Source organism: Lutimonas vermicola, from assembly GCF_038433205.1.
Taxonomy (GTDB): domain Bacteria; phylum Bacteroidota; class Bacteroidia; order Flavobacteriales; family Flavobacteriaceae; genus Lutimonas; species Lutimonas vermicola.
In genome coordinates this window covers 1,317,816-1,340,691 of the sequence record NZ_JBCDNA010000001.1, presented here as the reverse complement: position 1 = coordinate 1,340,691, position 22,876 = coordinate 1,317,816, and the positions used below count along the sequence as shown (strand labels likewise).

Annotated in this window: 21 protein-coding genes; 14 read left to right on the top strand and 7 right to left on the bottom strand. The window is 38.2% G+C overall.

All coding sequences use genetic code 11. The features are described 5' to 3' along the window. Positions 1-47 precede the first annotated feature (47 nt). Entirely contained in the window at positions 48-1,814 is a 1,767-nt protein-coding gene (gene argS / locus AABB81_RS05995) for an arginine--tRNA ligase (RefSeq protein ID WP_425287334.1), read from the bottom strand. A 92-nt stretch (positions 1,815-1,906) separates the two neighbouring features. On the opposite strand from argS, the gene AABB81_RS05990 reads away from it, so the two are divergent. Next, the gene (locus tag AABB81_RS05990) at positions 1,907-2,401 is read left to right on the top strand and encodes a YkgJ family cysteine cluster protein (RefSeq protein ID WP_342159264.1); all 495 of its coding nucleotides are present in this window, start codon (positions 1,907-1,909) and stop codon (positions 2,399-2,401) included. Positions 2,402-2,425: 24 nt separating this feature from the next. Here AABB81_RS05990 and AABB81_RS05985 read toward each other — a convergent pair whose 3' ends face one another. Then, positions 2,426-3,625, bottom strand: a complete 1,200-nt coding sequence (locus tag AABB81_RS05985; RefSeq protein WP_342159263.1) for an exo-beta-N-acetylmuramidase NamZ family protein — start codon at positions 3,623-3,625, stop codon at positions 2,426-2,428. A 74-nt stretch (positions 3,626-3,699) separates the two neighbouring features. Between AABB81_RS05985 and AABB81_RS05980 the strand changes: the two genes are divergently transcribed. Next, entirely contained in the window at positions 3,700-4,935 is a 1,236-nt protein-coding gene (locus AABB81_RS05980) for an ABC transporter permease (RefSeq protein WP_342159668.1), read from the top strand. Positions 4,936-4,998: 63 nt separating this feature from the next. Continuing rightward, positions 4,999-6,387 carry a dihydrolipoyl dehydrogenase gene (gene lpdA, locus AABB81_RS05975; protein WP_342159261.1) on the top strand — a complete coding sequence of 463 codons (1,389 nt, stop codon included), beginning with the start codon at positions 4,999-5,001 and terminating at the stop codon, positions 6,385-6,387. 132 nt (positions 6,388-6,519) lie between these two features. Here lpdA and AABB81_RS05970 read toward each other — a convergent pair whose 3' ends face one another. Both AABB81_RS05970 and AABB81_RS05965 read right to left on the bottom strand, forming a co-directional pair. Next, complete coding sequence (locus AABB81_RS05970; protein WP_342159260.1) at positions 6,520-7,206, bottom strand: hypothetical protein; 687 nt, start codon at positions 7,204-7,206, stop codon at positions 6,520-6,522. 127 nt (positions 7,207-7,333) lie between these two features. Then, positions 7,334-9,196 (bottom strand): helix-turn-helix domain-containing protein, encoded by a 1,863-nt coding sequence (locus AABB81_RS05965; RefSeq protein ID WP_342159259.1) that lies wholly within the window; start codon positions 9,194-9,196, stop codon positions 7,334-7,336. A 270-nt stretch (positions 9,197-9,466) separates the two neighbouring features. Between AABB81_RS05965 and AABB81_RS05960 the strand changes: the two genes are divergently transcribed. The 11 genes from AABB81_RS05960 (at position 9,467) to AABB81_RS05910 (ending at position 19,376) form a co-directional block, all read left to right on the top strand. Continuing rightward, positions 9,467-10,105 carry a peroxiredoxin gene (locus tag AABB81_RS05960; protein WP_342159258.1) on the top strand — a complete coding sequence of 213 codons (639 nt, stop codon included), beginning with the start codon at positions 9,467-9,469 and terminating at the stop codon, positions 10,103-10,105. 41 nt (positions 10,106-10,146) lie between these two features. Further along, complete coding sequence (locus tag AABB81_RS05955; RefSeq protein ID WP_342159257.1) at positions 10,147-10,455, top strand: thioredoxin family protein; 309 nt, start codon at positions 10,147-10,149, stop codon at positions 10,453-10,455. A gap of 24 nt (positions 10,456-10,479) precedes the next feature. After that, entirely contained in the window at positions 10,480-10,737 is a 258-nt protein-coding gene (locus AABB81_RS05950) for a DUF6952 family protein (protein WP_342159256.1), read from the top strand. Between the two features lie 97 nt (positions 10,738-10,834). Next, positions 10,835-11,335: a thiol peroxidase gene (gene tpx, locus AABB81_RS05945; protein ID WP_342159255.1), complete on the top strand. Its 501-nt coding sequence runs from the start codon at positions 10,835-10,837 to the stop codon at positions 11,333-11,335. Between the two features lie 42 nt (positions 11,336-11,377). Next, positions 11,378-11,749, top strand: a complete 372-nt coding sequence (locus AABB81_RS05940) for a diacylglycerol kinase family protein (RefSeq protein WP_342159253.1) — start codon at positions 11,378-11,380, stop codon at positions 11,747-11,749. 67 nt (positions 11,750-11,816) lie between these two features. Next, positions 11,817-14,243 carry an FtsK/SpoIIIE family DNA translocase gene (locus AABB81_RS05935; RefSeq protein WP_342159252.1) on the top strand — a complete coding sequence of 809 codons (2,427 nt, stop codon included), beginning with the start codon at positions 11,817-11,819 and terminating at the stop codon, positions 14,241-14,243. Beyond that, positions 14,230-14,895: an outer membrane lipoprotein periplasmic chaperone LolA1 gene (gene lolA1, locus AABB81_RS05930; RefSeq protein ID WP_342159251.1), complete on the top strand. Its 666-nt coding sequence runs from the start codon at positions 14,230-14,232 to the stop codon at positions 14,893-14,895. Before AABB81_RS05935 ends, lolA1 begins: the two co-directional genes overlap by 14 nt. Before the next feature lie 27 nt (positions 14,896-14,922). Next, positions 14,923-16,359 carry an LptF/LptG family permease gene (locus tag AABB81_RS05925; protein ID WP_342159250.1) on the top strand — a complete coding sequence of 479 codons (1,437 nt, stop codon included), beginning with the start codon at positions 14,923-14,925 and terminating at the stop codon, positions 16,357-16,359. A gap of 10 nt (positions 16,360-16,369) precedes the next feature. Further along, positions 16,370-17,515 (top strand): 3,4-dihydroxy-2-butanone-4-phosphate synthase, encoded by a 1,146-nt coding sequence (gene ribB, locus AABB81_RS05920; protein ID WP_342159249.1) that lies wholly within the window; start codon positions 16,370-16,372, stop codon positions 17,513-17,515. 21 nt (positions 17,516-17,536) lie between these two features. Then, on the top strand, positions 17,537-18,580 hold the full coding sequence (lpxK, locus tag AABB81_RS05915) for a tetraacyldisaccharide 4'-kinase (protein WP_342159248.1): 1,044 nt from the start codon (positions 17,537-17,539) through the stop codon (positions 18,578-18,580). Next, on the top strand, positions 18,564-19,376 hold the full coding sequence (locus tag AABB81_RS05910) for a purine-nucleoside phosphorylase (RefSeq protein WP_342159247.1): 813 nt from the start codon (positions 18,564-18,566) through the stop codon (positions 19,374-19,376). The genes lpxK and AABB81_RS05910 overlap by 17 nt, the downstream gene beginning before the upstream one ends. A 672-nt stretch (positions 19,377-20,048) precedes the next feature. On the opposite strand, the gene lipA is transcribed toward AABB81_RS05910, so the two are convergent. The 3 genes from lipA to hutI all read right to left on the bottom strand — a co-directional run bounded on the left by lipA (position 20,049) and on the right by hutI (position 22,861). Then, positions 20,049-20,918: a lipoyl synthase gene (gene lipA, locus AABB81_RS05905; protein ID WP_342159245.1), complete on the bottom strand. Its 870-nt coding sequence runs from the start codon at positions 20,916-20,918 to the stop codon at positions 20,049-20,051. A gap of 84 nt (positions 20,919-21,002) precedes the next feature. Then, positions 21,003-21,503 carry a DinB family protein gene (locus AABB81_RS05900; RefSeq protein ID WP_342159244.1) on the bottom strand — a complete coding sequence of 167 codons (501 nt, stop codon included), beginning with the start codon at positions 21,501-21,503 and terminating at the stop codon, positions 21,003-21,005. A 122-nt stretch (positions 21,504-21,625) separates the two neighbouring features. Then, positions 21,626-22,861: an imidazolonepropionase gene (gene hutI / locus AABB81_RS05895; protein ID WP_342159243.1), complete on the bottom strand. Its 1,236-nt coding sequence runs from the start codon at positions 22,859-22,861 to the stop codon at positions 21,626-21,628. Positions 22,862-22,876 lie beyond the last annotated feature (15 nt).

Genomic DNA, 22,876 nt, shown 5'->3' with positions numbered 1-22,876 from the left:
TTTTACTAATCAAAAAAGCTCTTTTTTTTTTTACAGTTGACATTATCCTACATTCTTTCCGGAACTTCAATTCCGAGGAGCTTAAATGAAGATTTGATAACACTGCTCACCGCAGATGACAATTGTACCCTGAGAGTCTTTTCGTCCTCATTTGCCGCCCCGAAAATAGGTACACTTTGATAAAAGGAATTATAGCTTTTTACAAGTTCATAGGTAAAATTCGCAATTAGAGCCGGACTCAGGTTTTCAGCCGAATTTTGAATGATCACCGGGTAACTTTGAAGCAATTTAACCAATTCTTTCTCCTTGGGATGTAAGGTGTCGATGGCTATTATCTCTTTGGAATCAACTTTTGCCTTTCTCAAAATCGACTGTATCCTGGCGTAGGTATATTGTATAAAAGGCCCTGTATTTCCGTTAAAATCAATTGATTCTTTTGGGTCGAAAAGGATACGTTTTTTAGGGTCAACTTTTAGGATATAATATTTTAAGGCTCCTAAGCCAATGATTTTGTAAAGACGTTGCTTTTCTTCATCCGAATACCCTTCAAGTTTGCCTAATTCTTGAGAAATTTCCCCTGCAGTATTTGTCATTTCGCGCATCAGATCATCAGCATCAACAACCGTACCTTCTCTGGACTTCATTTTCCCTTCTGGTAAATCAACCATGCCATAAGAGAGATGATGAAGGTTTTGTGCCCATTCAAAACCCATTTTTTTTAGGATGAGGAACAAGACCTTAAAGTGGTAGTCCTGTTCATTTCCAACGGTATAGACCAGCCCTTCAATATCAGGGAAATCTTTGATCCTTTGAATAGCGGTCCCTATGTCTTGCGTCATATAAACAGCGGTTCCATCAGCGCGAAGGACAATTTTTTCGTCTAAGCCTTCATCAGTAAGGTCAATCCATACAGAACCATCATCCTTTTTAAAGAAAACACCTGTTTCCAATCCTTCAGCCACGAATTCTTTCCCTAATAAATAGGTGTCACTTTCATAGTAATTTGTATCGAAATCAACTCCGAGTTCTTTATAGCTTTGATCGAACCCTTTATAGACCCATTGATTCATTTTTTTCCACAAAGCCACTGTGTCCGGATCACCGGCTTCCCATTGCCGTAACATTTCCTGAGCTTCGAGCAGAATAGGCGCCTCTTTTTTGGCTTCTTCTTCTGTTTTACCTTTTGCTATCAGGTCTTTAATTTCTTTTTTATATTCCTTGTCAAACTTCACATAATAGTTTCCTACTAATTTATCACCTTTCAAGCCTGTTGTTTCGGGCGTTTCACCTTGACCAAATTTTGTCCAGGCGACCATGCTTTTACAAATATGAATACCCCGGTCATTGATGATCTGTGTTTTGTACACTTTTTTCCCTGAGGCTGATAAGATCTCAGCTACCGAATAACCAAGCAGGTTATTTCTGATATGACCAAGGTGAAGGGGTTTGTTGGTATTGGGTGACGAATATTCAACCATGATGGCTCCTGATTTGTCTTTGACGATTCCAAAATCTTTAAAATCAGGAATTTGATTGAAATAGTCAATATAATAAGCATCACTGATAACAAGATTGAGGAAACCCTTTACAACGTTGTATCCGCTTACGATATCAGAATGATCTTTAACATAATTCCCTATTTGATTGGCAATCTCAACAGGGTTCCCCTTAATGTGTTTTAACAAAGGGAAAACAACAATGGTGATATCACCCTCAAAGTCTTTTCTTGTGTCTTGAAATTCTATTTTTTCAAGATCAATCTTATAAATAGATTTGATCCCTTCCTTGGCTATGGGATCGAGTATGTTTTGAATCACGGTATATACAATGTTTAGAGCGGCAAAAATAATTATTTTAACTTGATAATGGATAAGATATATTACATTTGATGCAAGCCGTAATGGAAATGGATAAAATTATAGAAGAATTGCCTGCAAAGGCAAAGGAAAAATGGGTGGAGAATAAGAAATATTTCACCAAACTGAAGCGTAAGCAACGAAAGAGGCTGGATTATATGATGAACGAGATCCATGAAGAGGAGTTTGAACATACAGATTGTTTGGACTGCGCAAATTGCTGTAAAACCACCAGCCCAATTTTTACTGAAAAGGATATCTCAAGAATTTCCAAATACCTCAAAATGAAAGAGGGGCAGTTTGTGAATCAATATTTACAAAGGGATGAAGATGATTTTATGGTCTTAAAAAGCGTACCCTGTACGTTTTTGGATAAGGATAATTCTTGTGTTATCTACGACATTAGACCAAAGGCCTGCAGTGAATACCCCCATACAAACCGCAAGAAATTCATTCAGCTCACAGATCTTACGCTCAAAAATACAGAAATATGTCCGGCTGTTTTTAATATGGTTGAAACTTTGAAATCTAAACTCCCCCTGTAGCATTAATAAAAAACCAGGCTGATTCTAGGGGTAGAGGAGGTATTTTTCTCTGATCTTTTTAAATTTTGCCAGCTCAGCTGACCAACTTTGACGAATCTCATCGGCTGTTTTTCCAGCTTCTATTTGTTTTCTCAATTTTTCATTTCCTGCATGAACTGTAAAGGTTTCCCCAAAAAAGGTTTTATCTCTTGGCGTTTTTTGGTAAGCATCAATAAGCCAGGTCAAATCAACCTTGTCCATTCTTGGCGTATCACTCAGGTCGATCCCATTGCAAAGTTCCCCCTTGAATTTGGGGAATTTTGAGCCAAAATTGGATTCAGGGGTATAGGTCAATTCACCGATCGGGAAAAAAGGTGCTCCATATCGTTGAAACTGGAATTCGGTTCCTCTTCCGGCATTGATTGATGTTCCTTCGAATAAACCAAGGCTTGGATAAAGGTTGATCGATTTGTCGTTAGGCAAGTTAGGCGAGGGCCTTACCGGTAAACTATAAACGCTTTTATGCCTGTAGTTAAGGCTGGGAATGACCCTGAGTTCGCAATGTAAACTGTCTTTGAGCCAGTTTTCACCATTGACCATAAGTGCGTATTCACCAATGGTCATGCCGTAAACCAGCGGTACTTCGTGCATACCTACAAAGGAACTGTATTTTGATTCAAGCACTGGCCCGTCAACGTAATGGCCGTTGGGGTTGGGCCGGTCTAAAACAATCAGGGGAATGCCTTGTTCAGCACAGGCCTCCATAACCAGGCTCAGCGTAGAGATATAGGTGTAGAATCTTACACCAACATCCTGAATGTCAAAAAGCACAAGATCAATGTCGTTGAGTTGCGCGGCATTTGGTTTTTTATTATTGCCGTATAAAGAAATGATGGGGAGCCCCGTTTTAATATCTTTATCATCAGCAACTATTTCGCCGGCATCAACTTTTCCTCTGAATCCATGCTCCGGGGCAAAAACTTTTTGTATGTGAATGTCATAACTTAAAAGTGTGTCGATCAGGTGAGTATAATATGATGTGCCTGGCAAAGATCCTGTGCTGATCACGCTTGTTTGATTTGCAATCACTGCTATTTTCTTTCCTTTTAGAAAAGGTAGATATATATTCATAAGATCAGCAGCAGGGAGTATTTTTAAACTGTCCTGTTGGATTCCTGACCAATGGGTAAAGGCCTCCTTTTCTCCAAAAGTTTTGGCTCCTGTTTGACCAATTGAACTGATCATAAAAAGGAAAACGATTAATTCAGTTACTAAAATTAAATATGTATTTTTGGACTGAATTAATCTTTTCATTTCAATTGAATTACGAGTTATTTATAGCCAGGCGTATCATCGCCTCCAAGGAACGCAAAAATAGTGTTTCGTCTCCTATTATAAAAATTTCTATTCTTGCCATAGCCATTGGAATTGTAGTGATGCTTTTTTCTGTGGCCACCGGTGTTGGGCTTCAAAAAAAGATTAAGGAAAAAATATCCGGATTTAATGGAGATATTCAGATTAGTAATTATGATGCAAATAATTCAAAGGTAACGGTAACCCCCGTGAGTCGGGACCAGGATTTTTATCCTGAATTCAAAAGCGTGCCCAATGTGAGAAAAGTCCAGGTTTACGCTACCAAAGCCGGAATCATAAGAACGCCGAATGAATTTGAAGGCATCATTTTAAAGGGCGTGGACAAAGACTATGACTGGTCATTCTTTGCTGAATACTTAATGGATGGGAAACTTCCTGTATTCGGAAATAAAACTTCGAATGACGTGTTGATTTCTGCAAAGACAGCAGCTCGTCTTGGCATAAAAACCGGGGATGATTTCCATATGTTTTTTGTCAAGGATGATCCTAATCAAGCACCAAATTCAAGGAAATTCAAGGTTTGCGGGATTTTTGATTCGGGTTTTGAAGAATTTGATGAGGCCTTTATCATTGGAGATATCAAGCATATCCAAAGGATCAATAAATGGGATACAGATCAAATTGGAGGTTTTGAGTTATTCGTATATGATTTTGACAAACTAAAAGAAACCGGTTTTGAGGTATACGAGCAGATAGACCCGTCTTTAAATGCTTTTACAACGGCGGAGAAATTTCCTGCCATCTTTGAATGGTTGGGATTGTTTGATACCAACATTATAGTGATCATTGCCATAATGATTCTTATTGCGGGTATTAATATGATTACTGCCCTGCTGGTTTTAATACTCGAAAGAACTCAAATGATTGGTATCCTCAAGGCCCTGGGAAATCACAACTGGAGTATCCGTAAAATATTTTTATACAATGCATCATTTTTAATTGGTAAGGGTTTGTTTTGGGGCAACTTAATAGGGGTAGGGCTATTGATGATTCAGAAACATTTTGGAGTGATTACCCTGAATCCTGAAACTTATTACGTCAACCAGGCGCCAGTCTATCTGAGCATACCGACGCTGATATGGATCAATTCAGGAACCTTGTTTCTTTGTGTACTCATGTTAATTGTACCTTCATTCATTGTTAGTAAAATTAGTCCTGTAAAAGCCATAAAATTTGATTAAATTTGCATTCCTAAAATCGATAGAAACGGATTCTAGCTTGTACGAATAAAATTTTTTAAACATATGAAATACGATATTATTGTTATTGGAAGTGGACCGGGAGGATATGTAACCGCCATTAGAGCTTCTCAATTAGGGTTTAAAGTTGCAGTGGTTGAAAAATCTGAACTTGGTGGTGTGTGCCTCAACTGGGGTTGTATTCCGACAAAGGCACTTTTAAAAAGTGCTCAGGTCTATGAATACTTAAAACATGTTGATAGCTATGGGCTAAAAGCCAAAGAGATCGACAAGGATTTTCCGGCAATAATAAAAAGGAGTCGCGGTGTTGCGGAAGGCATGAGCAAGGGAGTTCAATTCCTGATGAAGAAGAATAAGATTGATATCATTGAAGGATTTGGAAAAATAAAGCCTGGAAAAAAGGTAGATGTCACTGATGATAAAGGAGCAGTAACAGAATATAGTGCAGATCATGTGATCATCGCAACAGGTGCAAGATCAAGAGAATTGCCTTTTTTGCCCATTGACGGTAAAAAAGTGATTGGTTACAGACAGGCTATGGTTTTGCCCGAACAACCAAAAAAAATGATCATTGTTGGGTCAGGGGCAATAGGAGTTGAATTTGCTTATTTCTACAATTCCATAGGTACTGAAGTAACGATTGTAGAGTTTCTTCCTAACGTTGTGCCTCTTGAGGATGAGGAAATATCAAAGCAATTTGAAAGATCCCTTAAAAAATCAGGTATCAAGGTAATGACCAATTCAAGTGTGACCAAAGTCGACACTTCCGGAAAAGGGATCGTTGCAACAGTATCTACTAAAAAAGGAGAGCAAAGCCTTGAGGCCGATATCGTTCTTTCGGCTGTTGGTATTAAATCCAATATTGAAAACCTAGGTTTGGAAGAAGTGGGTATCGTAACCGACAAGGATAAGATCCTGGTAAATGATTATTATCAGACGAACCTGCCCGGTTATTATGCAATCGGAGACGTGGTTCCGGGACCGGCTCTGGCTCATGTGGCTTCTGCTGAAGGAATTACCTGTGTGGAGAAAATTGCAGGATTGAATCCCGAACCGATAGATTACGGAAATATCCCTGGCTGTACTTATGCCAGTCCTGAGATAGCAAGTGTTGGTTTGACAGAAAATCAGGCCAAGGAAAAAGGTTTCGATATCAAAGTTGGCAAATTTCCATTCTCAGCTTCGGGAAAAGCTTCTGCAGCCGGAAACAAGGAAGGTTTTGTCAAAGTAATCTTTGACGCAAAATATGGAGAATGGCTGGGTTGCCATATGATTGGAGCGGGAGTTACGGATATGATTGCAGAGGCAGTTTTGGGAAGAAAACTTGAAACTACAGGGCACGAAGTCCTTAAGGCTATTCATCCACATCCTACCATGAGTGAGGCTGTTATGGAGGCAGTTGCCGATGCCTATGACGAGGTGATTCATTTGTAACTGATTCAATTTTCAGCATAAAATAAGAGCCTGGTACTTCACAAAGTACCAGGCTCTTCTGTTGAGGGGATATCTGCCTGATTTTTGATGATAAGACAGGTCATTGACCAAAAGTTAATGGGTTCATGCTTATTAATTATGAATTTTATATTTTCCTAAACCTGGTGAAACAGGGCTATTATAGGATCCTGGCAGGAATGGAAATGGAGGCTCTCCGGTGGATCTGATCTGAACGATTATTAGATCAGGCCAATCGGAAGCATACCCCAGTTCGTTACCATCTTGGTCGAACCAAGTATAGCCTCTGAGTTCATCAGAAGATCTTGCGGCCACAAGTTTTTGAAATTGTGACCAATTTTTATTTTCAACAGTCCCGCTGTAGTGAAAAGTAATCCAGCCGTTGCTGTCAAACCAGCTATCTGGATAAACACCCCGGTCTGAAATAAGTGCTTTGTTCCAATGCATGACCAGATTGATATTTCTGAAACTCCAGAAGATTGCATTGCTCGGATCACTTAAAAAGGGATATGCGGCTAAATAAGCTTCATCATGTCCTGTATATGGATCCATACCCATTGCGGGGTTTCCGTTTTCGTCAATAAAATCTCCAAAAACTGCGTTAATGAGTGTCCCGTTAAAATGATGCGCTTGCCAGTTGTAACCGAATTCATTAAATCCGGTATATTTCGGATTGTTGACTTTTTGTGTCTCAAAAGAATTGTTGAACTCTATTGATTCATCAATTGCATCTCTATCGCATGAGCTGCAAACCAAGAGCGTAAAGGATAAAGTCATTGTAAAAAGAAGTAGTTTTTTCATAATAAAATATTTTAAAATTATTACTTCAAAGATCGGATGCTGCAGAACGCACGACGTACCATTCATAACTCAAAACTTGTAATTTTAAAGCATGGCTTTCAATTTTACAGCATTGATTCCTGTCAATTTATTGCATTATGGGTACATTCAATGCCACACCTGTTTTTGTCACAAGATCTAAAAATCTTGGCTCTTGATAAAGTGGTTCGAACATGGGACGAAGAAGCATAGAGGGCAGGTCCCCGTCATGCTGCGCATAGGCTACCTCCAGGTAGATCAGGGCCTCTGCATCCTGATTCATAAATGCAGAGACCATGGCAACCTGTGAAGGGTTTGAGCAATATAGGGGCTCCTTTTTTTTGGCCCTTGACAACCAGTACTCTATCGCCTCGTCAAAGGATGAAGATTCAAATTTTTCTTCCATGCTATGGTTGTTCATCAGTTGCTGGAATTTCAGGAATGTCATCCTTGCGTTTTCCTTTTCTCCCAAAACCCATTGAACGATGCCTAAACCGTTATAGGTAAAAGTGTCTTCCGGGTGAAGTTCCAGCACCTTTTTAAACTGTTCCAGCGATTTCTCGAACTGACGATCATAGAAATATTGCTCAGCAACTATTCGCCCGGCACGTGGATTCAGGGGGTCCAGCTTTTCGGCTATAAGCGCCTCCTGGATTGATCTGGGCATGTTATTTTTGTAGAGAAAGTATTTCGATAACTGCGTATGTGCGTATGAATTATTGGGATCCAGTTCCAAACCTTTTTCGGTCATTTGCCTCATTCCTTCCCAATCCCAGTCAAATTTCCCGAGAATGTTCCCTTTGGTAATATAAGCCTCGGCAAGGTAGGGTCCTTTTTGCAGGGCTTTGTCAATAGCTAATCTACCAAGCGTTTCAAAGCGATTCTTTTCTTCTTCATTTTGAAAGAATTTATGGAGCAGGATGTAAGATTCCGCCAATGAGGCAAAGGCCGGAGCAAAATTAGAGTCAACGGCTATGGAACGGTTGAGATAGGATACGGCGTTCTGAACTGATGAAGGTGTTTGATGGTTGTAGAGGTGTCGTCCTCTCATGTATAGGTCATAAGCCACAGGATTTACAGGGTAGTTCTCTGCCCTTTGATCTTTCGGAAGCACAGCCAGGTTGATCTCTTTGGATATGGAAGAAGAAATACCGCTGACAATGGTGAGGATATTTTCAAATTTTAGATTGTAATTCCCTGCCCATAAGTGTTTTTCCCTGGGGAAAGGCTCTATGAGTTGTGCTATGACACTCAAGCTGTCATTGTCGATGAGTACCGAACCTTCCAGAAGCAGATTTACATCTAGTTCACGTGCTATTTCACCATATGATTTCTTGGCACCTTTGAATTTCATGGCAGATCCCCTTGAAATAACCCGTATCGTTCTGTTTTTTGCAAGCTCCAGCGTTATGGCCTCCGTAATCCCGTCAGCCAGGTAATCTGAATTATCATTCTCGGCTAGGTCAAGAAAAGGCAGAACAGCTATGGAATAGTCTCTTTGTTCGGTTTTTATCAGCTCCTTGTTAAAAAAGTTATCATGAAGAAATAGAGCCGTGAACAAAATAATTAGAGCTGACACGATCAATGCGGTCTTGCCATGTGATTTTTGGGTATAGGGTATAAAAGGTGTATCAGCCGATTCAATCACCTTGGCTTGAAGTTTAAATTCACCGGGTGTCATTCCGTAGCGGTCGTGAAAGCACTTGTTGAAATAGGAGGGACTTCCAAAACCGACCCGATAGGCAATTTCGGCGGCCGTAAAATTTTGGTTTTTGAGCAATTCAGCAGCTTCCTGAAGCCTTGTTTCTCGAATAAATTCACTCGCCGTCTTTCCTGTGGCGCGTTTAATTTTCCTTAAGGTTTGAGATTTACTGAGACCAATTTTCCTGGAAAGTTCCGCAACTCCAAAACTCTCGTCTTCCATATGATCGAAAAGAGCAGACCTTACTTTATGTATAAAGGCTTCATCCATAGGATTATATCATAATTTGGAAACTTAAAAGTTACTATAAAAATTCTGAAAACACAAATAATTAGCTTCAAAAACACCATATGTCAATGATCCCTTTGAAGTTTAAATTAAAGGGTTTTATACCATACCGGACAGTGAATTTTATGCGATAAATAAAATCTATGCGGATATAAAAAATTGAGATGAAAGACCTGCTGTGAAAGTGCAGTATTGGTGTACTTTTGCAACACCTAAAAACAATAAAATTAATAATCAGAAAATAAATAAATTATGGCTTTAGTAGGAAAAAAATTTCCAAATTTTAATGTAGATGCGATGAATGAGATGGGAGATACATTCAAAATCAATGTATATGAGGAAGCAGTGAATAACGGTAAAAAAGTGTTGCTTTTTTGGTACCCAAAAGATTTTACGTTTGTTTGCCCAACAGAGATCAGGGCTTTTCAGGATGCCTTGGGCGAATTCGAAAAGAGAAACACAGTTGTAATAGGAGCGTCAGTAGATACAGCCGAAGTTCATTTTGCATGGTTGAATACGTCTAAAGATAATGGAGGTATAGAAGGAGTGACTTTTCCATTATTGGCCGACACAAACCGCAATCTTTCTTCTCAATTAGGAATTTTGGATGTTGTTTCAGAAAGTTTTGATGAAGAAACCGGAAATGTGATGATAGAAGGCTCTTATGTGACTTACAGAGCCACATATTTGATTGATGAGGAAGGAAAGATCTTTCATGAAAGTGTTAATGACATGCCATTAGGAAGAAATGTAGCTGAGTACTTGAGGTTGATTGATGCCTATACACATGTTCAGGAAAAAGGAGAAGTTTGTCCTGCAAATTGGGAAGAAGGAAAAGACGCTATGAAGGCCGATAGAGATGGCGTTGCATCTTACTTAAGTACACATTAATTGAATTAAACTGGTCGTAAGGCCGTTACAAGTATTAAATTATGCTAACAGAATTAAATAACGACAGTTTGTCTGAGCTTGTAAAAAGCAACCCAAAAGTAGTAGTGCAATATATGGCTACCTGGTGTGGTAATTGCCGGATCATGAAACCAAAATTTAAAAAGCTTGCCGGCGAAAATGAAAAAATGGAATTTGTTTTAGTCGATGCTGAAAAGTTTCCTGAGTCGAGAAAACTGGCTGAAGTCGACAATTTGCCTACGTTTGCAACTTTTGTCAATGGCAGTAAGGTTAATCAAACCCAAACAAATAAGTTTGACGTGCTTAAGGATCTTGTAGATGAAATTGTTTAATCGATTAAACCTAAATAAACCATTATGAAATTACCCGTTATCAAACACCTGAATACCTTTATTGAAAATAATGATGAAGATTATTTGGTAGAGGCTTTAGAAGTTTTGGAAGATCTTACAGAGGTGAGTTCTCTAAAAGATGAGGAATTAGATGTGATCGGGGAGTTGATTTCAAACATGTATGGAGCCTTAGAGGTTCATTCAGAAGTGAAAAAGGGAACTCCTCAAAAGGAGGCGCTGAACGGATTTATGAAAAGAGTCATGGGTTCTATTGATCAGTGATATGATTATTAGGTTAATTTTTTACAAAAACTCCCTAATTGTTTAGGGAGTTTTTTATTTTACGTAACTTTGGTTTAGAATTTAAAATAATAAAATTATGACAAAAATAGCGCTTAAAGGAACCGAGATAAAAACAAGTGGAAAGTTACCAAAAGTTGGTAAAAAGGCTCCTAAATTCAAATTGGTTAAAACTGATCTTTCCAAGGCCAAATTGAAAGATTTTAAAGGAAAAAAAGTATTGATCAATATTTTCCCAAGTATAGATACCGGTATTTGTGCCGCATCATTGAGAAAGTTTAATGAAAAGGTCGCTAATAATGACAATACGGTAGTCTTAAACGTATCGAAAGACCTGCCTTTTGCTCATTCGCGCTTTTGTGCTGCCGAGGGTATAGACAATGCGATCACGCTATCTGACTTTGTTTCTGGAAAATTTGGGCGTAAATACGGATGTACCATCAAGACAGGACCTATGAAAGGATTACTGTCCAGAGCTGTTGTTGTGCTTGATGAAAATGGGATAGTGACCTATACAGAACAGGTGCCGGAAATCGTTCAGGAACCAAACTACGAAGCTGCTTTAGAAGCTTTGAAATAAACTTATACACACGTTTCAACATGTTACGTGTAAAGGGCATCCATGAATCATCAGGAAAATGGTTTTATCAAAGGGAGGATTAAAAGCTTGAAATTCGCTATAAAGGGCGTTTGGTTTTTGATCAGTACCGAACACAGTATTATGGTGCAATTAGCAATCGCCGTAATGGTTACCTTTTTGGGGTGGTGGTTTGATATTTCAACAATAGAATGGATATTTCAGGTTTTCGCTATTGGATTGATTCTGGTAGCGGAATCTTTGAATACTTGTATTGAGAAACTTTGCGATTTTATACATATAGACTACAATAAAAAGATTGGTTTTATTAAAGATATAGCTGCCGGAGCTGTTACCTTTGCGGCCATCACGGCAATTATTATTGGTTTGATTATTTACTTGCCTAAAATTCTTTAGATTTCATTTATTTTCGATTTGAATACGTAGGTTTGTAAGCTAAATTATTTATGTATTTTTGTGACTTATGCCTAAAGGGAAAAAAACAACTTCCAGAACTAAGAAAAAAGTAAAAAAACCATTAAGGATTGTAAGCTTTTTTAAAAGCCCGCAAACCCATTTGGTTTTTGGAGTTCTGATCTTTTCCGTTTCTATTTTTCTTCTGATTTCATTTTATTCATTTCTGCAGCACTGGAAAGCTGACCAGAGCATTCTGGATCGGTTTTCAGATAGATCGGTAAATGCAAATAATTTGCTTGGAAAATTAGGAGCAAATTTGAGTGATTTCTTTGTGTACGACGGTTTTGGAATAGCGACTTTTATCTTTCCTATTCTCTTATTCTTCACAGGGCTTTATATTATCCTCCATATCTCAGTCAAACAGTTGTATGGAACCTGGTTCAACAGTATGATTGCCATGATATGGTTGTCTCTTGGCCTGGCTTATTTAAAACCTGAGTATCCCTTGCTAGGTGGCAAGGTTGGATTTGAAATCAATGAGTTTCTTCAAATTTATATAGGATCCATCGGTGTATTTCTATTTTTATTGATCTCTTTATTTGTTTTTTTAATAACTAATTTTAAAGTGACGCCTGCAAAGATCAAATCCTTGATTCCAAAGTCAAAACCCAAAGTAAAAAAAGAGGTGTTACTTGCTGATGATGTTACCGAAGAAGGATTCATCGCAGAAACTACATATGATAGTCTTGAAGCCGACATAGACCTGGAGTTGGATTCTTTTGAAACAATCAGCCCCGATGAAGTTGAAGAAGAAGCGGTTATTTTGGAAACCCAGGTATCCGGTAACGAAAAAGAAGCGTCACAAAAAGTGGATGACAGCAGCATTGAGTCGGGTTCAGAAGAGGATATAGAGATTCTTGTTGAAGGGCCTGTTCTTGAAGAACATACGGCTAAGAACCTTGCCAATACTTTGATCAAAGACTTTGGTGAATTTGACCCTAAGCTCGAGCTTTCAAAATATAAGTTTCCGGAGCTCAATTTATTGAAGGACTATTCGAATGAAAATATTCATATAAATAAACAGGAATTAGAAAATAACAAAAACAGGATCGTTGAAACCCTGAACAATTATAAGATCGGTATTGCCAGCATCAAGGCAACAATTGGGCCTACTGTTACTTTATATGAGATTGTCCCCGACGCCGGGGTAAGGATTTCCAAGATCAAAAACCTTGAAGACGACATTGCTTTATCCTTGTCGGCTTTGGGTATCAGAATCATCGCTCCGATTCCCGGAAGAGGAACCATTGGAATTGAAGTACCCAATAAAAAACCTTCGATTGTTTCAATGAAATCTGTTTTGTCATCGCAAAAGTTTCAGAATACAACAATGGATCTGCCGATTGCTTTGGGAAAAACCATTTCTAATGAAACTTTTGTTGTGGATCTTGCAAAAATGCCGCATTTATTGATGGCCGGGGCAACAGGTCAGGGGAAATCGGTAGGCCTTAACGCGGTGTTAGCCTCTTTATTATATAAAAAGCATCCGGCCGAAGTAAAGTTTGTATTGGTGGACCCTAAAAAGGTAGAATTGACCTTATTTAATAAAATTGAACGACATTATCTGGCCAAATTACCTGATACAGAAGAGGCCATTATCACTGATACAACCATGGTGATCAATACGCTTAATTCACTTTGTATCGAAATGGACAATCGTTATGATCTCCTTAAAAACGCTTATGTAAGGAACATTAAGGAATATAACAAGAAATTTATTGACCGTAAGCTCAATCCAGAAAATGGTCATAAATTCTTACCTTATATCGTGCTGGTCATTGACGAATTTGCTGATTTGATCATGACTGCAGGGAAAGAAATAGAGGCGCCAATTGCAAGACTTGCCCAGCTTGCCCGGGCCATCGGAATTCATTTGATCGTTGCCACCCAAAGGCCTTCAGTAAATGTTATTACCGGGATCATCAAGGCTAATTTTCCGGTACGTGTAGCTTTTAGGGTGACGTCAAAAATTGATTCGAGAACCATACTTGATTCCCAGGGTGCAGATCAGCTTATCGGTAAGGGAGATATGCTGATTTCAACGGGTAATGAATTAACGCGTTTACAATGTGCCTTTATTGATACCCCGGAGGTAGAGCAACTCACCGATTTTATTGGATCTCAAAGAGCCTATCCCACTGCTTTTAATTTGCCTGAATATGTGGGAGAAGAAACTGGCACGGGTCTTGACATAGATATCGAGAGCAGGGATAAATTATTTGAGGAGGCAGCTCAACTTGTCGTGATAGCACAGCAGGGGTCAGCCTCATTATTGCAAAGAAAATTAAAATTAGGATATAACAGAGCAGGAAGGATCATAGACCAATTGGAAGCGGCCAATATTGTTGGCCCTTTTGAAGGAAGTAAGGCCCGACAGGTCCTTATAACAGATATGGCCTCGCTACAACAATTATTAAAAGATGAACAATCGTAAATTTAAATTAAAACTATATACAGGGATTATACTGAGTATTTTTTGCGTCAATGCAATACTTGGTCAAAATGATGAAGCGGCAAAAAAGATTTTGGATGATGCTTCAGGAACCATGAGCAGTTACAATAATGTTTCGATGGATTTTGATTATGTTCTGGATAATTCGGCTGAAGATGTAAAACAGGAAATGTCGGGTGACGTGATTCTTGAAGGTGAGAAATATGTGGTCAATTTATTCGGGTCAACGCAAATATTTGATGGTTCCAAAACCTACACGATTATTCCCGAAAATGAAGAAGTGAATATTTCTGATACGGATATTGATGAAGACAATACCTTTACGCCTTCAAAGTTCTATTCTTTTTACAAATCCGGGTATAATTATGCCCTGGGTGATATAAAGCAGGTCAATGGCAAAAAAATACAATTCATAAAACTTACGCCTATTGATTCTAATTCGGAAATTAGTGAAATTCTGGTAGGTATTGATACAAAATCAAATCACATTTATCAGATTATTGAAATAGGGATGAACCAAACACGGACTATTTTAACAGCGAATAATATCAAAACTAACCAGCCTATTGATGGATCTGTCTTTGTTTTCGATGAAAAAAAATATGAAGAATTGAATTATATGATCAATAATTAAATTGATCTCTAGTGTGAATCGTGCTGAATGAAAATCTTAAACAGATATTTACTTAAGAGCTTTCTGGGCCCTTTTTTAGCGACTTTTTTTATCATCCTGTTTGTATTGATCATGCAGGCCCTATGGTTGCAATTTGATAAAATCGCCGGGAAAGGTATCAGTTTGGTCATTATTCTTAAGTTTCTTGGTTATATGGCCCTGATGATGGTTCCAACGGCATTGCCTATTGCAATTTTGTTGTCATCTATTATGGCTCTTGGCAACATGGCTGAGAATTATGAATTTGCCGCTGTAAAATCGGCGGGCATTTCCCTTCAAAAGTTTATCCGCCCTCTGGTAATCCTGATGTTGGTGCTTAGTTTATCAAATTTTTTATTCCTGAATTACGTATTCCCTTATGCCTCATTAAAATCAAAGAATCTTATTTACAACATGAAAATGAAAGAACCGGGATTGGCACTGGTTCCTGGAACCTTTAATACTGAAATCCCGAATTACAGCATTAAATTTGAGGAAAAGTATGGAGAAGATGAAAATTTATTAAGGAACGTTCTCATTTATGACCTGAGGTCAAATACAGTTAACAATAAGGTGATCACAGCAAAAAAAGGAGAGATCGTGTCTGAAGAAGGCAGCCGTTATCTCACTTTGGTTTTGGAGGATGGTTATTATGCCGAGGATATGATTGGAAATAAAACATCGGTGGAATCAAGAAAGAGGTCTCCTTTTACGAAGGCTCACTTTGATAAATACGAAGTAAGTATTGACATTTCGAACATAGGTGATTTTGACCCTGATGATGTGAAATATAAAACGGGTAAAGAAATGCTGAGTCTTAAGCAGCTTGATTTTTTTATTGATTCTCTTCAAACACCTTATAATGAATTTGTTAACAACAGGGCTGACCGGGTATACAAGACTTTGAAAGCTAATTTGCTCATGACCGATACTGTACAAGGAAAAGCACTGAATCCTGATATCTTAGAGAATTTCACAGATAAAGAAAAGAAACGTATTACAGAAAATGCATTTATTGCGGTCCAGGGGAATTTTGATAATTTAAAGAGTTTTAAGGAAACCTTAAAAGATAAACGGAAAATCATTAACGGCTATAATGTGGAATTTCACAAAAGGATTGCTTTTTCCATTGCCTGTCTGGTCTTGTTCTTTGTAGGGACTCCTTTAGGATCAATTATTCGAAAAGGAGGATTTGGACTGCCCATGATTATTGCTATTACTATTTTTGTTATTTATTTCTTTATTTCCACTTTTGGTAAAAACATGGCCGAATCTAATAAGGTTTCTCCTTTCGTAGGAGGTTGGCTCGCTACCTTTATTTTACTTCCCTTTGGAGTATTTTTAATGATAAGGGCTACCAAGGATAAAGGAATATTTAATTTGGATGCATTTTTGCAACCTGTGGTTAACCTGTTTAACAAAATATTTAAACTAGAAAAGAACTAATTCGGGATTTATGGAGAATAAAATAGAATCTGTTATCAAACTGAACACCATTGAAGAAGCCATTGAGGATATTAAAAAAGGTAAAATGATCATTGTGGTTGATGATGAGAGTAGGGAAAATGAAGGCGATTTTGTAGCTGCTGCCGAAATGGTCACTCCTGAGATGATCAATTTTATGGCGACAAATGGTCGCGGATTGATCTGTGCGCCATTAACTGAAACTCGTTGTGATGAGTTGGATCTTGAATTGATGGTGGGTAAAAACACAGTATTACACAATACGCAGTTTACCGTTTCTGTCGATCTAATAGGTCATGGTTGCACGACAGGTATATCAACGCATGACAGGGCTAAAACGGTGAAGGCCCTTACGAAAAAGGGAACCAAAGGAGAGGATCTTGGAAGGCCCGGGCATATCTTCCCCTTAAGGGCAAAAGACGGAGGGGTATTAAGAAGAACTGGTCATACAGAGGCAGCTATAGATTTGGCAAGGTTAGCAGGTTTGAAGCCAGCGGGATTATTGGTTGAGATCCTCAATGAAGACGGAACCATGGCCAGGCTTCCTGAACTCATGAAAGTGGCCCAAAAACACGATTTGAAAATTATATCCATAGAAGACCTTGTAGCTTACAGATTAAAGCATGATTCACTGATCGATAAGATTGAAGATTTTCAAATCCAAACAAGATTCGGGAAGTATTGTTTACGGGCCTATAAGCAGACTACAAACGGCCAGGTTCACCTGGCGCTCACAAAGGGTAACTGGGAATTGGGCGAAGAAGTGCTTGTTAGGGTCAATTCGACATTGATCAATAATGATATTGTTGGAACTCTTACGAATAATCCGGATGATAAATTGGCGAAAATGTTTGATATTATCAATGCTTCCGGGAAAGGAGCCATTGTATTTATCAATCAGGAATATCAGTCATTTGACCTTATCAACAGGTTGAAATATTTGAAAAATACCCAAGAGGGGAAGAAAGTTCCGGAACCATTGCATAAAATGGATGAAAAGGATTTTGGGATAGGAGCACAGATTCTTCATGACCTAAGGATCAATAAGATCAAATTGATCTCAAACAGTAAATATTCAGGGAAAAGAGTTGGTATGATTGGATACGGCCTGGAAGTGGTTGATTACGTTTCATTTTAGCTATTCAACAAGGTTTTTTGTATGTTAGCTAATGTGAATTCGGCTCGAAAAATATTATATCCTTTTTCCTTTGTTTATGGATTGATCACCAACATTAGAAACAGAGCATTTGATTTGGGTTTGCTTAGGTCTGAATCATTTGACTTTCCTGTTATATCGGTTGGGAATCTCAGCGTAGGAGGTACTGGAAAATCACCAATGATCGAGTATCTGATCAGGCTTTTTCAGCCATCTTATCAGGTGGCTGTGCTAAGCAGAGGGTATGGTAGAAAAACAAAGGGGTTTTTACTGGCGTCTGAAAATAGTTCAGCCAAAGAATTAGGTGATGAACCCTTACAGTTTTACCGCAAATTTAAGGATGTGATCGTGGCAGTCGATGAAAAGCGCGTAAACGGTTTGGAGCAATTGCAAAAACTCAAGCCTGAATTAAATGTGGTATTACTTGATGACGCTTTTCAGCATCGTTATGTAAAGGCTGGATACAATGTGCTATTAACTGCCTATGACAAGCTTTATACGGATGACTTGCTATTGCCTGCAGGTGATTTAAGGGAGAGTAGGAAAGGTGCTGACCGGGCGGACGTTATCATCATTAGTAAATGTCCGTCTGACTTGGATAAAAAAGAACAGCTTGAAATCGTGAAAAAGATACGGCCAAAGCCAAATCAAAATGTCTTTTTCAGTTGCATTCAATACGATTCATATGTATTTGGGAGGGAGGGGAAGATCCCAACAGATGAACTAAGTTCATGGAATGTTTTGATGGTGACTGGTATAGCCGACACTGAACCTATGGAGGAATTCCTGACTTCACTTCAAATTAACTTTCAACAATTAAAATTTTCCGATCATCAGTTTATAGGAAATCGGGAGTTGGAAAAAATCAAGAAAAGTTTCTCCCTTATTGATGGCGAAAAAAAACTAATACTGACTACTGAGAAGGATTATGTAAGAAGTTTTCTCCATACAACACTGCCCGTCTTTTATTTACCAATCAAAACGGAAATATTAGACAATAGTGAAAAATTTAATGATTTAATTAAAAATTATGTACGAAAAAATTAAAGAAACTGCCAGGTTTTTATTGGATATAGGTATAGAGAAACCAGAAATTGGAATTGTTTTAGGAACCGGACTGGGCGGGATCGTAAACATGATGGAGGTCGAAAAGAGAATTCCTTATCACGATATACCCAATTTCCCGGTAAGTACCGTTTCAGGACATTCAGGAACCTTGATCTATGGGGAGCTTTCAGGTAAAAAAGTAGTCGCGATGCAAGGAAGATTTCACTACTATGAGGGGTGGGAAATGCCCGAAGTTACTTTTCCTATTCGTGTAATGAAGTTGCTGGGAGTAGAAAAATTAATGGTATCCAATGCCTCAGGCGGTGTTAACCCGATGTTTAAGGTCGGCGATATCATGATTATTACCGATCATATTAATATGATGCCTGAGCATCCTTTGAGAGGAGAGAATGAGGAAAAATTTGGGCCTCGTTTTGTCGATATGCATGAGCCTTACAGCAAAAAAATGATCACATTGATGAAAACCGTGGCAAGAGAAAATAATATTAATGTTCAAGAAGGAGTTTATCTTGCTTTGCAAGGACCGACTTTTGAAACGCCCGCCGAGTACAGAATGGTTAAGTTAATGGGAGCGGATGCTGTTGGGATGAGCACGGTACCCGAAGTAATAGTGGCCAAGCATATGGGTATGGATTGTTTTGGTTTATCAGTAATTACCGATCTTGGAGTTGAGGGAAAAATAGAAGAGGTATCCCATGAAGCTGTTCAGCTTGCTGCTAAAGCATCGGAAGCTGTAATAAGCAAATTGGTAGAAGCATTTATAGGCAAGTTATAATGTATAAAATGAAGAAAGCACTTCCGGATGCAGAAGTGCTTTAGCTTACTAACTCAAAATTAATCATAAATGAAGAACAAAATTTGTGATAGATCTTGTTCATTTCCAAAATTAAAGAATATTTAGTGAATTCCCAAATTTTAAACAAAAATATTTACATAAATCTCTTTTTATTCTATTTAATATTGTGAATCTATTTATATTAACCCTTTACAACTGAGAATCACATAATAGAAACTGTTAAGAGACTTCAACATGAAAAAAGCACCTCTTTTCAAAGGTGCTTTTAGCTTACTAACTCAAAATTAATCATAATGAAAACAAAATTAGTGGGGAATTTTGCTTTCTAAATCAATTGCAATTCTTATGCCAAAATCAACGCTAAATGTTAATATTTTATTAATATGAATAAAAAAGTTCATTTTTTATGATGAAGTACCATTTTAGCCTGGCGATTTCATTCAAATTGTATAAAGTTGAACAAATATTTCATTATTAAGTCAGTCATATAACATAAAAGCACCTCTTGTAGGAGGTGCCTTTAGCTTACTAACTCAAAATTAATCATACGAAGTCAAAATTAATGGGGAATTTTGCTTCATAAGGAATATATCAATTTCTATGCCAAAATGATCAGCATCTTGTTAATCATATATTAATTGGAGATATTTTCTATATTAAATGCTTTTCTGCTCGATAGGAGGATCTTACCAGGGCACCACTTTCAACGTATTTAAAACCAAGTTTAAGGCCATAGGCCTTGTATTTTTCAAATTGAGCAGGTGTTATGAATTCATGAACAGGTAAATGTTTTTTACTTGGCTGAAGGTATTGGCCAATGGTAACGATATCGACCTTTGCTTTGTGCAAATCGTGAAGTGTTTCAATGACTTCTTCTTCAGTTTCGCCAAGTCCAAGCATAATTCCTGATTTGGTTCTTTTTTGTCCCGAATCCTTTAAATATGCGAGAACTTCAAGACTTCTGTCGTATTGAGCCTGAATCCTCACTTCTCTGGTAAGCCGCCTCACTGTTTCGAGATTGTGCGAAATCACTTCAGGTGCAACTTCAATGATACGGTCTATATTATTTTTGATCCCTCTGAAATCAGGTATAAGGGTTTCCAGGGTGGTATTTGGATTTGTCCTGCGAATAGCCTCTACCGTCTCTGCCCAAATGATAGAACCACCGTCTTTAAGGTCATCTCTGTCAACAGAAGTAATCACCGCATGTTTGATTTTCATTATATGAATCGATCTTGCTACTTTTTCAGGCTCGTCCCATTCTACAGTTTCAGGTTTGCCGGTTTTGACTCCGCAAAACCCACAGGAGCGAGTACAAATATTCCCAAGAATCATAAAAGTAGCTGTTCCTTCCCCCCAGCACTCTCCCATATTTGGGCAACTTCCGCTTGTACAGATGGTATTCAATTTATATTTATCCACCAATCCTCTCAGGTCAGTATACTTTTTCCCAACTGGTAGTTTAACCCTTAGCCAATCAGGTTTCTTTGTTCTTGGAATGATGACTGATTTATCCGACATATATAATCGCTTTTAGGTTGGCAAATTTACAAAGAAATATCTTAAATATTTTCAGTGATATCCAATGGATTAAAATCCCTGAAATCACAGTGAACTATTTTGATTTGAATTGAGAATTTTAATCATAAGCCCCAGTTGTCCAAGGTGGTACAGATCGTGGTGAAGCATTCCGTTTAGTAAAAAGCTATAGCTGAAGTAATCCTTAAAATCAGTATCGTAATAGATGTCTTCAAGAAAATCATCTGATTTACCCTTTAGCAGCTGCAGAAATTTTTTAAGACTTGTATTGTATGCAAGAAGAATGCTTTCTTTCCCTAAAGGCTTTAATTCTTCATTGGTTTTCCAATTTGAAGGGTCATCGTCAGTGATGCTTCCTTCTCCCGTTTCAATTTTAAGAATTGTTTCTTCTCTCCAGATGGTCAGATGGGAGATGATTTCAGCCACACTGTGCATACTTTTCGGTTGATAAAAAAAATCGGTTTCCGACAGTGGGTTTATGATGGTCTTAAAATTTGTGCCGATCCAGTTTTTCCCCTTTTGGATTTGTTCCATTTGAAAGATCAGATTGTTGATAAGTACATTCATTGGACTATACTTTTAAATTCCTGTAAGGATTTCCATAACAAAGGAAGATCTTGAAATATGATGTTAACAAACAAACAAGACGACTTAGTGTAAGATCAGCTTTAATACAAGAACCTGTTGATCTAAATAAATACACCCTTTATCATCACTTTATCGATAAGATTACTTCCAAATGCATAGGGAATAAAATGATAGGAAGGTATGTTTTTAGTAATGATCAGGTTCGCAAATTTCCCCTTGGTAATGCTGCCATGAGAGTTGCTGATTCCCATGGCATAAGCTCCATTTATGGTGGCCGCATTTATAGCTTCTTCTGGTGTAATTTTCATTTTTATACAGGCTGTGGCTACTACAAAATTCATGTTTCCGCTGGGCGTGGATCCCGGGTTAAAATCAGTCGCCAGCGCAATTCCCAGTCCTTGATCAATCATTTTTCTTGCCGGGGTATAAGGAATACTAAGAAAATAAGAGCAGGAGGGCAAGGCAACGGGCATTACCTCTGTATTCTTTAAGCTGTCTATATCTTCCTGCGTCATCACCTCCAGATGATCAACACTGAGTGCTTTGTACTTAATACCTGCCTGAACCCCACCAATGCTATTGAACTGGTTTACATGAATCTTTGGTTTTAACCCGTATTCACTACCTGTTTGAAGGATCTTTTCGGTCTGGGTTACATCAAAATAACCTGTTTCACAAAATACATCAATGAATTCAGCCAGATTCTTTTCTGCTACCTCAGGTATCATTTTTTCGCAAATCAGGTTGACATAGGCTTCCTTTTGATCCTTAAAAACAGCAGGGAAGGCGTGGGCACCCAGAAAAGTGGCTTTGATTGTAAGCGGATAGGAGTTGGCCAGTGTTTTTATTACCTGTAACATTTTTACCTCCGACTCAGTAGTGAGGCCATAGCCCGATTTAATTTCAACGGCCCCTGTTCCCATTTTCATGATCTCCTCAAGGCGCTGTGAAGATTGCTCAAATAATTCCTGTTCAGAGCTCTCTTGCAGTTTTTTTGCGGAATTCAGGATGCCTCCACCCCTGGAAGCGATCTCCTCATAACTCAATCCATTGATTCGGTCAACAAATTCTCCTTCCCGATACCCTGAAAAGACAATATGAGTATGTGAATCACACCATGCGGGCAATATGGTTTGCCCTCTTGCGTCAATCACCTGATCTGCATTAAAATCAGTCAGTTCGGACATAAAACCAAAATCTTCAATTTTTCCGTTGTTGATTCTGAGAAAAGCGTTTTTCAGAGAGGGTAGTTCTTTCATGGATCCTCCGCAAACTCTTCTCACTGAACTGTCACGTATTTGAACGAGTTCCTTGATGTTGAAGAATAAGGTTTTCATAATGTAAATCTGATT